Consider the following 15764-nt stretch of genomic DNA (forward strand, 5'->3'; position numbering starts at 1 on the left):
CCAGGCAGGCAAGGGCGGGGCGCGGTGACCGCCGGGGCGCCGGGCGCAAAGGGCCGGATGGCCCCGTGAAAACGCTCCGTCCGGCTCACCGATACGAGAAGCATTTGAGATAACGGGATTCCGTGATAGGCCGACGCGACCTGGTCGGTGCGGCGAGAGCAGCAGTAAGTGACCGTTGTTCCTAGAAATGATCTGGTGGGCTTCTTGATGACGTTCGCACGGGCTCGTCAGCGGGCCTCGACCAAGGCAGGGCGGGAATGCAGTACAGGGACGGAGGCGGTGCGCATGGCCCTACCGCAGGGGCGCAGGAGCAGTACCTCGGCCCGGCTGCTGCGGCACGGTTTCACCGACCCCTCGACGGCCCAGCGGCTGCTGGACGCGCCCGAGCTGGCCGGGGTGCGCGGCCATCCGGTGCTGCTGGACGGACTCGGGGCGACCGCCGACCCCGATCTGGCGCTGCGCGGACTGGTGCGGCTGGCCGAGGCGCTTGCGGACGTTCCGGGGGACCGGGACGAGACGGAGCGCGCCGATTCGCGGCAGGCGCTGCTGGACACCCTCGTCACCGCCAAGCCGCTGCGCGACCGGCTGCTCGGGGTACTGGGGGCGTCCGAGGCGCTGGGCGACCATCTGGCCCGGCATCCGCGGCACTGGCGGGCGCTGATGACGTACGAGGCGGCGGACCCGCGCCCGACCACCTCCGACTTCGAGAAGGCGCTGGCCGACGGGGTACGGGACGAGCCGGGGGCGGGGCTGCCGCGGTCGGACGCGCTGCGGGTGGCGTACCGCCGGGCGCTGCTGGCGATCGCGGCCCGCGATGTGTGCGGCACCACCGATGGCACCCGGACCGCCGCTGAACTGACCGACCTGGCGACCGCGACGCTGCGTACCGCGCTGAAGATCGCCGCGGAGGAGCGGCCCGAGGACGCCGCGGCCTGCCGGCTGGCGGTGATCGGGATGGGCGAGTGCGGCGGCCGCGAGCTGGACTACGCCTCGGACGTGGACGTCATCTTCGTCGCCGAGGCCGTGGCCGGGACGGAGGAGCCCGAGGCGATGCGGGCGGCCACCCGGCTGGCCTCCCGGATGATGCGGATCTGCTCGGACGTCACGGTCGAGGGCACCATCCGGCCCGTCGAGGCCGGCCTCCGCCCCGAGGGGCGCGACGGCCCGCTGGTGCGGACCCTCTCCAGCCATCTGGCGTACTACCAGCGCCGGGCCAGGGCGTGGGAGTTCCAGGCGCTGCTGAAGGCCCGTCCGGTCGCGGGCGACGGCGCGCTGGGACGGGCGTACGTGGCGGCCCTCGCGCCGCTTGTCTGGCAGGCCGCCGAGCGCGAGAACTTCGTGTCCGACGTGCGGCAGATGCGCCGCCGGGCGGTGGAGAACCTCCCCGTCGCCGAGGTCGACCGCGAGCTCGAGCTGGGCCCCGGGGGCCTGCGCGACGTCGAGTTCGCCGTGCAGCTGCTCCAGTTGGTGCACGGGCGGTGCGACGAATCGCTGCGCGGCCGCACCACGCTGGACGCGCTCGCGGCGCTGGCCGCGGGCGGCTACGTGGCCCGTTCGGACGCGGCCGCGCTGGACCAGGCGTACCGCTTCCTGCGCTCGGTGGAGCGGCGCATCCAGCTGTACCGGCTGCGCCGCACCCGTCTCCTCCCGGAGGGTGAGGCGGATCTGCGGCGGCTGGGGCGGTCGCTCGGCGCCCTCTACGGCTGGGACCGCCGCACCGAACCGGTGACCGAGCTGGGCACGGTGTGGCGGCGGTACAGACGCGAGGTGCGGCAGCTGCACGTGAGGCTGTTCTACCGGCCGCTGCTGGACGCGGTGGCCCACCTGGGCCCGGCGGGGGCCCGGTTGAGCCCGCAGGCCGCGGGCCGGCGGTTGAAGACGCTGGGCTACGCGGACCCGGCCGCCGCCCTGCGCCATGTGGAGGCCCTGGCGTCCGGGGTGACCCGGAAGGCGGCGATCCAGCGCACGTTGCTGCCGGTGCTGCTGGGCTGGTTCGCCGACTCCGCCGACCCGGACGCCGGGCTGCTCGGCTTCCGCAAGGTCTCCGACGCGCTGGGCAGGACGCCCGGGTATCTGCGGCTGTTGCGCGACGAGGGCGCCGCCGCGGAGAACCTGGCCCGGGTGCTGTCCGCCGGGCGGCTCGCCCCCGACCTGCTGTCGCGCGCCCCCGAGGCGGTCACCGTGCTGGGCACCCGGGAGGGGCTGCGGCCGCGCGGGAGAGCCCAGCTGGAACAGGAGGTGCTGGCCGCGGTGGGGCGCGCCGACGACGCCGAGCGGGCGGTGGCGGCGGCGCGCGGGGTGCGGCGGCGGGAGCTGTTCCGTACGGTGGCGGCGGATGTGATCGAGAGCGCCCGGCTGGTGACCGCGGCGGTCCCGCCGACCGGGAGCCGGCCGCCGGGCGGCGGCCGCGCCCCGGCCACCCCGCGCGAGGACGGGGCGCTCTTGTCGGGCGCCCCAAGAACCGCGCGGCCCGCGGCCGAGCTGCCCGGCGCGCTCCGCGACTTTGAGCCCCATGTCCCGGGCCGCCGCCCGAGCCGTACGGCGCTGCCCGAAGAGCCCGCGAGCCCGGGGGCGCTGGTCGACATGGTCGGTGACGCCCTCTCGGATCTGAACGCCGCGACCCTGGCGGGCGCCCTGCGCGCCGCCGTCCGCGACACCTGGGGCGATGAGCTGCCCACCCGCTTCGCCGTGATCGGCCTCGGCCGCTTCGGCGGCCATGAACTCAGCTACGGCTCCGACGCGGACGTGCTCTTCGTCCACGAGCCGCGCGAGGGCGCCGACGAACAGGAAGCCGCCCGCGCCGCGTTCGCCGTGGCCAACGAGATGCGCCGACTGCTCCAGCTCCCCACCGTCGACCCGCCCCTGCTCATCGACGCCGACCTGCGTCCCGAGGGCAAGTCCGGTCCGCTGGTGCGCACCCTCGCCTCCTACGCCGCCTACTACCGCCGCTGGTCGCTGGTCTGGGAGAGCCAGGCGCTGCTGCGCGCCGAACCGGTGGCGGGCGACCCCGGGCTCGGTGAGCGGTTCATCGAGCTGATCGATCCCCTGCGGTATCCCTCCCAGGGGCTGGGCGAGGACGCGGTCCGCGAGATCCGGCGGCTCAAGGCCCGGATGGAGTCCGAACGGCTGCCGCGCGGGGCCGACCCCACCACCCACACCAAACTCGGCCGCGGCGGTCTCAGCGACGTCGAATGGACCGTCCAGCTGCTCCAGATGCGCCACGGCTGGGCCGAGCCCGGTCTGCGTACCACCCGCACCCGCCAGGCCCTGGCCGCCGCCCACGCCGCCGGGCTGATCTCCACCGAGGACGCCCAGACCCTGGACGAGGCGTGGGTCCTGGCCAGCCGCGTCCGCAACGCCGTCATGCTGGTCCGCGGCCGCCCCGGCGACACCTTCCCGACCGATGTCCGCGAACTGGCCGCGGTGGGCCGCTACCTGGGCTACGGCCCCGGCCACGTCGGCGAGATGCTGGAGGACTACCGCCGCACCACCCGCCACGCCCGTGCCGTGATGGAGCGCCTGTTCTACGGGTACGAGGACTGACCGTCCGGCCGGGCCGCGGTGGCCGGTCTCGACGACACACGGCGTTCGGGTGTCGGAGAGCGCCCCGGCGGCGCCGGGCATCCCGCCCCGGGGGACGGGAGTCCAGCCCGGTGTGCACCCTGCTCGACCTCGCCACGGCGGACGCAGACTTCGGCGTGCACCTGGCCGAGCGAACGACGCCGGTGCCGTCAGGGGCGGGAGCCCGCCGCGTGGGCGCCGCTGGGCAGGGGGTGGCGAAGACGCTCCCACAGCTGTCGTGTGGCGGCTCCCGGATCCGCGTGTGTTCGCAGGGCGCCGTCGCCCCACCGCATGACCAGGCGCCGGTCGGCGTAAGGCGGCCAGGGTGGCAGCGTCCCGCCGGGCCCGCCGTCGCCGTCGGGGCGGCCGGTGCGGGCGAAGGAGACCCACGCCCCGCGCAGAGCATCGGAGAGTTCCCGTGGGGCGTCGGGGCCGGCGAGCGGGTCGGAGAGGTTGCCGAATACGAAGCCGATCTCCGCCATGTGGCAGGCGCCGAGGGCACCGTCAAGGACGGGAGAGGGCCGTGCGAACTCGTACACGAAGGTGTCCGCTCCGTGTGCGGCACGGGCCTCGGCCACCCGGAGGGCCGGAATCCGGTAGGCGTGGTCGCTCATGGCCGCGGACAGCAGGTCGCCGGGGGTCGCACCGGGGTGCGCCGCCGCGTACGTCCCGCGCGCCTCGACGGGGTCCAGCCCGAAGCCGGCCAGGAAACCGTGCAGCACCTCGTCCGTGATCCGCGGACCGATCCCCAGAGGAACGAGGAAGAGGCGGAACTCATCGCTGGTGGTGCCGGTGAGCAGGTCGATGTCCCGACCCGCTCCGCCGGCGAGCGCGTCGATCGGGCGCTCGGGGAGGGTGGTTCCGTCGACGACGGGCAGCACGGTGGTGCCGCCGCCCGCCGACTCGCCCCACTGGCCGGGGTCGGTGGCCTGCGCGATGTCCCGGCCCAGGGCGCCGTCGGCGGCGACGAGCCGCTCGGGCGGTACGGCGGCCAGGCCCTCGCGCGTCGGCTCCGCACCGGCGAGGGCGGCCAGCCGCTCGGTGACGCGCCGGGCGATGTCCTCGGGATGGCTGTGGTGCCCGGCGCCGCTCTGCGTGACCGCACGGCGGAACAGCCCCCGGGCCCGTGGCATGGTCAGGAGCGCGGTGATGCTGATGGCGCCGGCGGACTGCCCGAAGACGGTGACGTTGTCCGGATCGCCGCCGAAGCCGGCGATGTTGTCACGGACCCATTCCAGTGCGGCGATCTGGTCGAGGAGGCCGAGGTTGGACGTACCGTCGGGCAGCAGGAGGAATCCCTCCGCGCCGAGCCGGTAGTTGAGCGTCACGCACACGACGCCCTCGGCGGCGAGCCGCGCGCCGTCGTACGAGGGCAGGGAACCGGCGCCGTTACGGAACGCGCCGCCGTGGATCCAGACCATGACCGGAAGCCGTCCCCCGGTGCGGCCCGGCGCCGGCGTCCACACGTTCACGCTCAGGCAGTCCTCGCCAGGCTCCACGGCTTCTTCCAGGAGCGAAGCCATCGCGGGGAGATAACCGGGCTGGGGCGCGGACGGGCCGGGGACGAACGCGTCGCGCACCCCCGTCCACGGTTCCGGTGGTTCCGGGGGCCGCAGGCGCCGTGGGCCGAAAGGCGCTGCCGCATAGGGAACGCCCATGAACGCCGTGACGACCTCCCCCCGGCGTCCGCGGACCCGACCTGCTGTTGTGGAGACGGTGACGTGCATAAACCCTCATTGACGTGATGACCCTTGATCCGCATCCTCTCCGTGCGTTCGGCGGGCGGACAACGTGTTTTCCGGTGGTTCCGGCTCGTGTAGCGGTGTCCGGCCCGGTCGGGGAAGCAGGAGCGGGGTGGCCAGGATGAGCAGTCCCGCGACCGTGAGAGCGGTGCGTGGGCTGGTGACGTCGGCGAGCAGCCCGCCGAGCGCGGTGAGGATGGCGATGGCCGCCTGCTGGCCGATCGACCAGGCCGACAGGGTGCGGGCGACGAGATGCCCGGGGGTCTGTTCGAGCCGGTAGGTGGCGAGCACCGGGGTGTACAGGCTCATGTTGATGATGATCGCCAGCTCGACGGCGATCACGGTGACGAGGCCGACGACGCCGGGACGGACGAAGGCCAGGCCGATCAGCCAGATGGCGCGCAGGGTACCGACGGTCCGGAAGACCGCCTGCCGGCCGTAGCGGGCCACGACACGGCGGGCCAGCCGCGAGCCGATGAGCCCGCCGACACAGGGGGCGGCGAAGGCGAGGCCGTACTGCCAGGGTGGGAACCCGAGCCGGCGGAGCAGGAGCACGGCCAGCAGCGGCTCGGTGGCCATGATCAGACCGGCGACGAGCATTTGGTTGAGGTAGAGCGCCCGCAGTCCGGGGTGGCCCATGATGTGTCGCCAGCCGTCGAGCAACGCGCCCGCCCGGACCGGGCTTTCGCCGGTCGGTCGCGGCGCTTCCTCCCGGTCGTGGATCGCGGCGAGGCCCAGCGCGGAGAGCAGATAGCTGAGCGCGTCGGCCACCACGGTGGTGACCGGACCGAACAGGCCGATCGCCGCCCCGCCCAGCGGTGGCCCGACCGCGATGGAGCTCCAGTTGGTGGACTCCAGCCGCGCGTTGGCCACGAGCAGGTCATCCGGCCGGACCAGGGCCTTGAGGTAGGCGCCGCTGGCCGCGTTGAAGGCGATCTTGGCCGCGGCGACCAGGGCCGAGATCACCAGCAGCTGGACGAAACCGAGCCAGCCGAAAGCGTAGGCGACAGGGACCGTCGCCATGACCGTGAACCGGGTCAGGTCCGTCACGATCATGACCGGCCGCTTGCGCCGGAACTCCACCCACGGCGCGAGTGGCACCGCGATCAGCGCGCCCACCGCGGGCCCCACCGCGGACAGCGCGGACACCTCAGCGGGTCCGGCACCCAACACCAGCACGGCGATCAGCGGCAAGGCCCCGAACCCCAGCCCGGACCCATAGGCGCTCACCGCATAGGCCGCCCACAGCCAGCCGAACCGCCGGCCCAATGATCTCCTGCCCAACGATCTCCCGCCCACCATGCTCAGCGCCCCTTGACGTCCCACCCGGACACACCGCCGTTGACCGGTGAGAGCTAAGCGAGTGGCACAACAGCAGGTCAAACAACTGACCCGCCACCCAGCCACAACCATCCGTTGTTCACTAAGGTGGATCGGCGTGGATCTCGAGGCAGTACGCACCTTCGTCGCCGTCGCGGAAGCGGGCCAGTTCCAGAAAGCCGCCGTCGACCTGTCGATCACCCAGCAGGCCGTCTCCAAACGCATCGCGGCGCTGGAGCGCACCCTCGGCGTGCGGCTGTTCACCCGCGCCCCCCGCGGCGCCGAGCCCACCATCGACGGGCAGGCGTTCCTGCCCCACGCACGCGAGCTGCTGCGGGTCGCCGAGCGCGCGGTCGCCTCCGTGCGCGTCGGCCACCGCCCGCTGCGCGTCGACGTGATCGCCTCGCGCAGCGCGCAGTCGAGCCTGATGCGCGGCTTCCACTACGCGCACCCCGAGATCGCCCTCGACGTGGTGATGCTGTTCGACATCGACACGGCCGTCGCCGCCATCCGGTCCGGTACGGTCGACGCGACCTTCCGTGCCGTCGCCGCGCCCGGACGGCCCCTCCCCGAGGACATCGAGTCCGTCCGCGTGTTCGACGAGCCGCTCCAGCTCCTCACCGGCCCCGCCCACGCGCTGGCGGGCGCCCGGTCGGTGCCCCTCGCCGAGCTCACCGGGCACCGGATCTGGATGCCCGGCATCGTCCCCGGTACCGAGTGGGCCGCCTACTACGACGACCTCGTCGCCGCGTTCGGCCTCACCATCGAGGCGACCGGCCCCAACTTCGGCTCCGACGTGCTCCTCGACACCATCGCCGACACCCCGGCCCTGGCCACCTTCATGAGCGAGCACACCCGCCTGGTCTGGCCCGCCGGCCACGGTCTGCGCCGCATCCCGGTGACCGACCCGACGCCCGTCTACCCGCACTCGCTCCTGTGGCACCGCGACAACCGCCACCCAGCGCTGGCCACCCTCCGCACCCACCTCGCCACCGCGGCGGCCGGCCACGACGCCGCCGGGACCTGGAGGCCGGACTGGGTGCTTCCGCGCTGAACGCCGCCGGCGCCGCGATCAGGACCAACGGCCTCCCCGGTTCCGAGGTGGTGTTGATCGGGTATCAGCGGCGTGCTTCGATCTTCAGGTCACCCGCGGTCACGTTGCGGATGTGGTCACTGGCGAGCATGTCGTGCGGGAAGCCGAGTCCGATCGCGCTGACCTGGTCGAGGCGGGCCAGTTGGGCTGCGGTGAAGTCGACCTCCAGGGCGCCCAGATTGTCCTCCAGCTGCGCGGGGGTACGGGCGCCGATGATCGGCGTCGTCACGCTCGGATTCCGCAGGGTCCAGGCCAGCCCGACCTGGGCGGGTGTGCGGCCCAGTTCCGTGGCGACCTCCTTCACGACATCAGCGATGGCAAGGTTGCGTTCCGTGAGCGTGCCCAAGGCGAGGTTGAAGCTCTTGCGCGTGCCGTCGTCGGATGCGGCGTTCGTCGCGGTCAGGTCGGCGCGGCTGTACTTGCCGGTGAGCACCCCGCCGGCCAGGGGGGAATACGGGACCACACCCAGCCCCATCTCACGTGCCATGGGAATCAGGTCACGTTCCCCGGTACGTTCGATCAGGCTGTATTCGATCTGTAGCGCGACCAGCGGCGACCAGCCGCGCAGGTCGGCGATCGTCTGCATGCGCGACACCTGCCACGCAGGGGTGTTGCAGATCGCCACGTACAAGACCTTGCCCTGCCGGACCAGATCGTCCATGCCGCGCAGGATCTCCTCGACCGGTGTCGTGAAATCCCACACGTGCAGGTAGAGCAGATCGATGTAGTCCGTACCGAGCTGTCGCAGACTCGCTTCCACCGAAGCGAACAGGCTCTTGCGGTGACCGCCCCCGGAATTCGGGTCGCCGGGCCGGCGCAGCGTCGTGTATTTCGTTGCCAGCACCAGGCTTTCGCGCCGGTCGCGGGCGAATTCACCCAGCAGGCGCTCGGAGCTGCCCTGGGTATAGGTGTTGGCGGTGTCGATGAAGTTGCCGCCTCGCTCGACGTAGAGGTCGAACAGCTTGCGTGCCTCGTCCTGCTCGGCTCCCCAGCCCCAATCGGTGCCGAAGGTCGCCGCGCCCAGCGCCAGCGGTGAGACCCGCAGCCCCGAGCGGCCCAGCAGCCGGTAGGTGTCGAGAGTGAGCGACATCGTGTCCTCCTGCGCTCGTGATCCGTTGTCGGGAACAAGCCTGTGACCGCCGCGAGCCGGGGGTAAGGGAAAGCGGTTCCTGGGAACGCCGGTCCTACCCTGGCTGTTGGAACGGGCATGATGACCCACACCGTGAACGCAACACAGGAACTGGCCGCGTTCCTGCGGACCCGGCGCGAACGGCTGGACCCGGGCGACCTCGGTCTGCCGTCGCGTCGGCAGACCCGGCGGACCCCGGGGCTGCGCCGCGAAGAGGTCGCTGAACTGGCCGGGGTCAGCGTCGACTACATCGTGCGGCTGGAACAGGGCCGTGGGCTGCGGCCCTCAGCGGACGTGGTGGAGGCGCTGGCACGGGCGCTGCGCCTGACCCCCGTCGAACGCGCCTACCTGTTCAACCTGGCCCAGCAGCGCCCCCGCGACGCCGGCAAGCCCGCCACCGTTGCGGCGCCGCCGCTGGCCCGGCTGGTCGCCGACCTGTCCCCGCTGCCGGCCATGCTGGTGAACCACCGCTACGACATCCTGGCCTGGAACCGCGAAATGACGAGGCTGTTGCTGGATTTCGGCACCCTGCCTCCGTCGCAGCGCAATGCGATGTGGCTGTGCCTGAGGCATCCGGAGATACGCGACCTCTACGCCGACCGGGAACGCGTCGTGCGGGAGGGGATCGCCCACCTGCGCGCTGCCTGGGCCGCGTATCCGGAGGACCGGGCGTTGACCGACCTCATCGCCGAATGCATGACTCATGACGCGGAATTCGCGCGATGGTGGGCCGAGCGGGACATCAAGGTCAACGGCCGCGGACACAAGGTGGTGCGGCATCCTGACGCCGGTGTGATCGCGGTGCAATCCGAAGTGCTCATGCCGCTTCAAGATCCGGATCAGCGGTTGCTGATCTTCCGCGCCGCGGACGAGGAGAGCCAGTCGGCGTTGGACCGGTTGTGCGCACGGTGATCTCGAACCGGTTCCGGTGCGCGGTTCTCCGCAGGCAAGGGCGCCGGGTCTATTCCGGTCCTGCTTGGGCCAGGCCGACGAGGGCTTCGGCCTCGCCGGGGTCGAAGGGGGTGGGCCCGTGCCAGTGGAGCAGGAGGATGGTGGCGTCGTCAGCGAGGTGTCCGTGGTGGTAGTCGAGGATGCTGTGGATGAGCCGGCGCAGGGTTTCGGGAATGGACATGCCGTCGGTGAGGTGCGTGGTGATGAAGTCGATGAAGCGGTCGAGTCCGAATTCGCGGCCGCTGGGGTTGCGGGCTTCGGTGATGCCATCGGTGTAGGCCACGATCTGGTCCCCGGGGCCGAGCTGGGCGTGGCACAGGGGCGTTTCCTGGCCCAGGTCGGTACCGAGGGGTGGGCCGGGGTCGCACAGCAGGTGGGTGTTGCGGCGGTCGGGGTGGAAGAGGATCGGTGGGGGGTGGCCGCGGTTGACCCAGGAGAGCACCCCGGTGCGGGTGTCCAGGTCGGCGAGGACGGCGGTGGTGTAGCGGGTGCCGTCGAACTGCTCGGTCAGGACATTTTCGATGTGGTCGGCGATGGCGACCAGACCGGCGCCCTGGCGCCGGCTGTTGCGGCAGGCGGCCACCGCCAGGTTGGCGGTGACCCCGGCCGGGGTGTCGTGTCCCATGGCATCGAAGATCCCCAGGTGAACGACATCGTCAGCCACCGCGTAGTCGAAGGCGTCCCCGCTGACCTGGTAGGCGGGCTCCAGCACGGCACTGAGCACGACCCGGTCACCCGCGAAGGTCAGCGGCGGCATCAGGTTCCACTGCATCTCGGCGGCCACGTTCATCGGCTGGGTACGCACCAGCCGGGCGTAGGAGTCGCTGAGCGCGCGTTTGCTGACCACGATCAGCCCGACCAGGCCCGCGAGGGCTTGCAGGTCGGCGAGTGTCTGCATGTCGCCGTCCTGGCTGGTCACCCCCAGCACGCCGAGTCGCTCGGCGCCGTGCCGCAGCGGTACCCACCACCGGCGCGCCGTCGCGGTGGCCTGTGACGCCGGGGGGTCAGGGCCCGGTGGCTCGGGCTGGACCAGTCCCAGCTGGTAGGCGCGGCCCGCTGTGGTTCCTTCGATCCGCAGCTCGGCGGACCGGCCGCCGGCATCCGCTCCGGCGTCCAGACCGCGGCCGGTGAGCAGGAACAGGAGGTCCTGCTGGAGGTCGGACACATAGATGAGCACATCGCGCAGGCCCACGGCCCCGGCGTGCTGGGACACGTACGCCGGCAGCTGTTCGATGCTGGTCATATGACTGTCGGCGAGGATGCTGCGCATCATCCGGCTGCAGTCGGTCACCCCGGCCATGATCACGCCTTCTCCCGGTTTTCGGCGCAAGATCCCGACAACCCGTCCGGTCGAAGCGCGACGGTTGTACGTCGCGCAGCCGCCCATGGGGCAACGGCGAGCCGACGACCTGCGGACGCCTCGCTTGAACGTGGAGTTCCGTCTCTGCCATCCAGCCTGCCCCCATCGGGCGCCGTGCGCCAGTATCGGAGGCCGGAGAACCTGCGTGTGTGACACCCGGTCCGGTGATCACATGCGCATCGAGGACGTGGTCGGCACGTGATCGGCATCGAGGAGGCCCGCCGGCCGGGCGCACCCGGCGAGCGCACGCACGGTCCACAGGCGTTCGCACAGCGCATGCACCAGCGAGCCGGTACGGCACTCAGCCCTCCCTCGTCGGCCCCGGTTCAGCGGGTCTCGGACACGGCTCGGGACAGGATGCGCAGTCCCTCCCGCGTCTCGTCGGCCGTGATGGTGAGCGCGGGCAGCAGTTTCACCACCTCGCCGTGCACGCCCGACGTCTCGACCAGCAGACCGAGTTCGAAGGCGCGCCGGCTCACCCGCGCGGCGCGGCCCCTGTCGTGGAACTCCAGCCCCCACACCAGTCCGCGCCCCCGATAGCCCTTGACCTCGGTGTGATGTTCCGCCGCGATCGCGGCCAGCGCCTCCTCGACCAGCCGGCCGCCGGCCCGGGTCTGCTTCTCCATGGCGGTGGCGTCCGTCCAGTACGTCCTCAGGGCAGCGGTCGCGGTGACGAAGGCGGGGTTGTTGCCGCGGAAGGTGCCGTTGTGCTCGCCGGGCTCCCAGACATCCAGCTCGGACCGGAACAGGCACAGCGACATGGGCAGGCCGTAGCCGCTGATGGACTTCGAGACGGTCACGATGTCCGGGACGATCCCCGCGTCCTCGAAGGAGAAGAAGGCTCCGGTACGGCCGCAGCCCATCTGAATGTCGTCGACGATGAGCAGTACGCCGTGGCGGAGGCACAACTCGGCCAGGGTGGACAGCCATGCGGGACGTGCGACGTTGACGCCACCCTCGCCCTGCACGGTCTCGACGATCACCGCGGCCGGCCGGTCGAGACCTGATCCGGGATCGTCGAGCAGTCGCTCGAACCACGAGAAGTCCTCTGCCGCACCGCCGAGATAGTGGTCGAACGGCATCGTCGTGACGTGGGTGAGCGGCACACCGGCTCCGGCCCGCTTGAAGGCGTTCCCGGTGACCGCGAGGGCCCCCAGGGACATGCCGTGGAAAGCGTTGGTGAACGACACCACCGTCGCGCGGCCCGTCACCTTGCGCGCCAGCTTCAGCGCCGCCTCGACGGCGTTGGCACCGGTCGGGCCCGGGAACATCACCTTGTACGGCAGGCCACGGGGGTGCAGTACCAGCTCCTGGAACGTGCGCAGGAAGGTGCGTTTGGCGACGGTGGCCATGTCCAGACCGTGGGTGACACCGTCGCGTTCCAGGTAGTCGGCCAGGGCACGCTTGAGCACCGGGTTGTTGTGGCCGTAGTTGAGCGACCCGGCTCCGGCGAAGAAATCGAGGTAGGCGCGGCCGTTCTCGTCGTACATACGGCTGCCCCGTGCGCGGTCGAAGACGGTGGGCCAGGCACGGCAGTAACTGCGGACCGCCGATTCGAGGCTTTCGAAGGTGCTGAGGTCTGGCTGGCTGATGGTCACCACGGTTGTCCTCTTCGGTGAGGGCGGTGCGCGGAATCGAGGGGGCGGAGGACGGGCGGGGATGGGGCCTCACCCCGTATGCGCCTGCTCCGCGCGGACCAGGGACCGGGCCAGGGAGCGGAGGGTGCGGGGAGTGTCGAAGTGGCCGAACGTCAGCCCCGTCAGACCGCGTCGCCGCAGGCTCTCCACCAGTGCGGGAGCGAGGATGACCCGGCCGCCGGCGTCCGCGTAGGTCGGGGCCAGGTCCGTCAGCGGGGTGCCGTGCGTCTCCTGGAAGGCGAGGGCGAGTTCGCGTTCGGACTCGGTGACGGGTGGGAGGACGGGCAGGCCGTCCGCGGGTGCCCAGGAACCGTCCACGTCGAGGTCCGCGACGCCGGGACCGACACCGCGGCCCGCCGAGCCCTCGATGAGCCGGTAGCGGCGCGGCAGGACCAGGGCCACCGCCTCGTGCAGCCGGGCGAGGAGATGCTCGTGGACGTCGTACAGCGTGGACCGGGCGCCGAGGGACACCTGGGCGACGACCTCCTCGCCCTCGACCAGGACGTGTGCCGCGTGGACCCCCGGACACGAGGCCACCGCCTCCCGCACCGCGTCCGTGTCCACCCATACGCCGCCCACCAGCCGGGCCGTGGTGACGACACCGAAGTCCGCGGGCAGCAGCGCGCCCGCCGTCGCCAGTGGCGCGTCCGGCTCCCGGGCGACCCGCTCCAGGAAGCGGGGGAGGAGGTCACCCATACGGTGCACCACCGAGGCGGGGACCATGGTGGTGTCCACGTCGAAGTCGACCACCAGGTCATCGTCGTCGACGTTGATCCACACGATGTTCAGCCAGTGTGTATCCACCGGACGCCACGCGTCCTCGCGCGTCCACCGCACCTCCTCCTGTGCCTCCGCGCCGGCCGGCGGCGGCTGCGAGGGGCCCTGGTAGTTGAAGTACAGAGGGCGCACGGCGGACACGCCCCGTTCGGCCGCGAGCCGTAGCCGTGCCTCCGCCGGGCGGGGCCCGGACCCGACCTCAGCTCCGTAGGACCGCAGCGTGGCCGCGGAGGCGGCCTTGAGGGACTCCCGGAAGCTGGCCGACTCGTCGAACTCCAGCAGGCTGTCCATCATCCGCGACACGCAGTCGATGCTGTCGTCCCCGGGCATCCGGTTGCCGATGGTGCTGCAGCACAGAACGCGGGGAAGCCCCGCGTGGCGGGCGAAGAGCCACGCGATGGCGTGGGTCAGCACCAGCGTCCGGGAGACGCCGTCGCGCCGGCAGATCTCGTCGACGAGCCGCAGCAGCCCCGTGTAGGACACCGACGACATGAGGAAGCGGGGTCCCGACGGCTTCTCGGCGGCCGACGGGAGGACCGCCTGCGGTACGAGGGCCGCCGGGTCGGTGCGGTGCGGATCGTCCCGGCCGGTGGACGCCGACCGGTCTTCCTTCGCCCGGCGGTCCAGGGGATGGGTGATGCGCAGGGCGGGGCGCCGGCCCGCGCACAGGTCCAGGAACTGCTGCCACAGATTGCGCAGTCCTGACCCGTCCGTGACGATGTGCTCGAAGACGAAGCCCACCGAGCGGACCTCACCGCCGCGCGTGAACAGCCGCACGCTCCACGGCGGACGCGGAAAGATCGAACCGCCGACCAGGGGATGCACCCCGGCCGTCCGGAACTCCTCCCGCGACGACTCGTCGGCCACCGACAGCGGCAGCCGCACGTCCGCCGGATCGAACACGACCTGGACCGGCAGATGGTCCGGCCCCAGCAGGAAGGCCGTCCGCAGCACCTCGAACCGCTCCACCAGAGCCGTGAAGGCGTCCCGGGCGGTGTCCACGTCGATACCGGGCGGCAGGTCCCACCACTTCGACCAGGCGATGTCGTACTCGCCCTGCTCCCGCCAGTAGAGCCGCAGCCACCAGCGTTCCTGGGACCGCGTGAGCCGACCGCTGCGCACCACACGGCTCATTCGTTCTCCTCTCCGCGTCCGGGCCGGACCGTGTTCCGGCGCGCCACCTCGAAGGCCCGGTTGATGTCCTCGTGGTCCGTCTCGTACGAGCCGTTCAGCAGTACGTGCTCGACACCTGCCGCGAGATAGGCGCCGAGCCGGGCGCCGACGTCCTCGTGGGACCCCACGAGGAACGGCGCGCTCGCCCGCCCGTTGCGGAACGCGCCCAGCCAGTACGGGTCGGGCACCTTTGAGGCATCGGGCGTGGACTCCTCGGCCACCGCCCGCGTCGCCAGCTGCCGCGACCAGTTGCTTTGCGACAACGTCTTCAGCAGCGTCTCCTGGCGCCCTCGCCAGGTCTCGGGGAAGCGGTCCCGGGCCGTGCGCCAGGCCTCCAGCGGATCGGACCGGGCGATGATCCCGATCCGGATGCCGAAGGTACCGCGGTAGCCGTCGGCCAGCAGCGGTTCCAGGACGTCCCGTTCCCACTCCGGGTACGGGGCGGGATGGGTGATGACGACGTCCGCGACCTCCTTGGCCACCCGGAGGCCGGCCGGAGAGGACCCTGCCACGAAGAGCAGGCACCGCGCCAGGACCTCGGGCCGCGGCTCCAGCCGGAACCTCTCGTACCGGTAGTGCGGCCCCTCCTCGCTGACCTCCTCGCCGGCGAGCAGGCCCCGCAGCACCCTGCCGTACACCAGGAGCCGTTCGTAGCGCTCGTCGTGGCCGAGCAGGTCACCGGTGCTGCGCAGTTCGTCCTCGCGGGCTCCGGCCACCAGGTTGAAGTGCAGCGGGCGGCCGTAGAGCGTGGCGTACGCCGAGGCCATGGCCGCCGCCGTGTGCGGGGGGAGGGACGACGGCTGCACGGCGATCAGCGGCAGCAGCCGGTCCGTGACCGAACCCAGGTAGGCGGCGACCACCCAGGGGTCCACCTCGTGCAGGTTGTGCGGGACCAGCACGCCCGACCAGCCGGCCCGCTCGTACCCGGCGGCGGCACGCGTCAGCCGGGTCCGGAAGTCTTCGTCGAACTCCTCGAACGGGCTCATGGATTCGGGAGTCACGGAGTAGATGTGCACGATCG

10 protein-coding genes are annotated in these 15764 nt (G+C 72.0%); 3 read left to right on the forward strand and 7 right to left on the reverse strand.

The features are described 5' to 3' along the window. The first annotated feature begins 285 nt into the window (after positions 1-285). The gene (locus PS467_RS39630) at positions 286-3543 is read left to right on the forward strand and encodes a bifunctional [glutamine synthetase] adenylyltransferase/[glutamine synthetase]-adenylyl-L-tyrosine phosphorylase (RefSeq protein ID WP_311039355.1); all 3258 of its coding nucleotides are present in this window, start codon (positions 286-288) and stop codon (positions 3541-3543) included. A gap of 188 nt (positions 3544-3731) precedes the next feature. Here PS467_RS39630 and PS467_RS39635 read toward each other — a convergent pair whose 3' ends face one another. Next, on the reverse strand, positions 3732-5288 hold the full coding sequence (locus PS467_RS39635) for a carboxylesterase/lipase family protein (protein ID WP_311039356.1): 1557 nt from the start codon (positions 5286-5288) through the stop codon (positions 3732-3734). Positions 5289-5294: 6 nt separating this feature from the next. Further along, positions 5295-6605: an MFS transporter gene (locus tag PS467_RS39640; RefSeq protein ID WP_311039357.1), complete on the reverse strand. Its 1311-nt coding sequence runs from the start codon at positions 6603-6605 to the stop codon at positions 5295-5297. 136 nt (positions 6606-6741) lie between these two features. Here PS467_RS39640 and PS467_RS39645 point away from each other — a divergent pair, with 136 nt between their 5' ends. Beyond that, a complete protein-coding gene (locus PS467_RS39645) occupies positions 6742-7677 on the forward strand; it encodes a LysR family transcriptional regulator (RefSeq protein WP_311039358.1) in 936 nt (311 codons plus the stop codon). A gap of 64 nt (positions 7678-7741) precedes the next feature. Here the strand turns inward: PS467_RS39645 and PS467_RS39650 are convergent, their stop codons facing one another. Beyond that, a complete protein-coding gene (locus PS467_RS39650; protein WP_311039359.1) occupies positions 7742-8806 on the reverse strand; it encodes an aldo/keto reductase in 1065 nt (354 codons plus the stop codon). A gap of 132 nt (positions 8807-8938) precedes the next feature. On the opposite strand from PS467_RS39650, the gene PS467_RS39655 reads away from it, so the two are divergent. Continuing rightward, entirely contained in the window at positions 8939-9757 is an 819-nt protein-coding gene (locus PS467_RS39655) for a helix-turn-helix transcriptional regulator (protein WP_311039360.1), read from the forward strand. A gap of 49 nt (positions 9758-9806) precedes the next feature. Here the strand turns inward: PS467_RS39655 and PS467_RS39660 are convergent, their stop codons facing one another. From PS467_RS39660 to PS467_RS39675, 4 genes are all read right to left on the reverse strand, one after another. Next, positions 9807-11096: a PP2C family protein-serine/threonine phosphatase gene (locus tag PS467_RS39660; protein ID WP_432280697.1), complete on the reverse strand. Its 1290-nt coding sequence runs from the start codon at positions 11094-11096 to the stop codon at positions 9807-9809. 386 nt (positions 11097-11482) lie between these two features. After that, positions 11483-12754: a diaminobutyrate--2-oxoglutarate transaminase gene (gene ectB / locus PS467_RS39665; RefSeq protein ID WP_311039362.1), complete on the reverse strand. Its 1272-nt coding sequence runs from the start codon at positions 12752-12754 to the stop codon at positions 11483-11485. 69 nt (positions 12755-12823) lie between these two features. Beyond that, entirely contained in the window at positions 12824-14704 is a 1881-nt protein-coding gene (locus PS467_RS39670) for a condensation domain-containing protein (RefSeq protein WP_311039363.1), read from the reverse strand. Continuing rightward, entirely contained in the window at positions 14701-15744 is a 1044-nt protein-coding gene (locus PS467_RS39675; RefSeq protein WP_311039364.1) for an LLM class flavin-dependent oxidoreductase, read from the reverse strand. The genes PS467_RS39670 and PS467_RS39675 overlap by 4 nt, the downstream gene beginning before the upstream one ends. Positions 15745-15764: the final 20 nt, after the last annotated feature.

Source organism: Streptomyces luomodiensis, from assembly GCF_031679605.1.
Classification (GTDB): Bacteria; Actinomycetota; Actinomycetes; order Streptomycetales; family Streptomycetaceae; genus Streptomyces; species Streptomyces luomodiensis.

What these genes read in the sequence shown, in the direction of transcription:
- PS467_RS39630 (WP_311039355.1), top strand. Translation starts at nt 286, where the DNA reads ATGGCCCTACCGCAGGGGCGCAGGAGCAGTACCTCGGCCCGGCTGCTG.
- PS467_RS39635 (WP_311039356.1), bottom strand. Translation starts at nt 5,288, where the DNA reads ATGCACGTCACCGTCTCCACAACAGCAGGTCGGGTCCGCGGACGCCGG.
- PS467_RS39640 (WP_311039357.1), bottom strand. Translation starts at nt 6,605, where the DNA reads ATGGTGGGCGGGAGATCGTTGGGCAGGAGATCATTGGGCCGGCGGTTC.
- PS467_RS39650 (WP_311039359.1), bottom strand. Translation starts at nt 8,806, where the DNA reads ATGTCGCTCACTCTCGACACCTACCGGCTGCTGGGCCGCTCGGGGCTG.
- PS467_RS39660 (WP_432280697.1), bottom strand. Translation starts at nt 11,096, where the DNA reads ATGGCCGGGGTGACCGACTGCAGCCGGATGATGCGCAGCATCCTCGCC.
- PS467_RS39670 (WP_311039363.1), bottom strand. Translation starts at nt 14,704, where the DNA reads ATGAGCCGTGTGGTGCGCAGCGGTCGGCTCACGCGGTCCCAGGAACGC.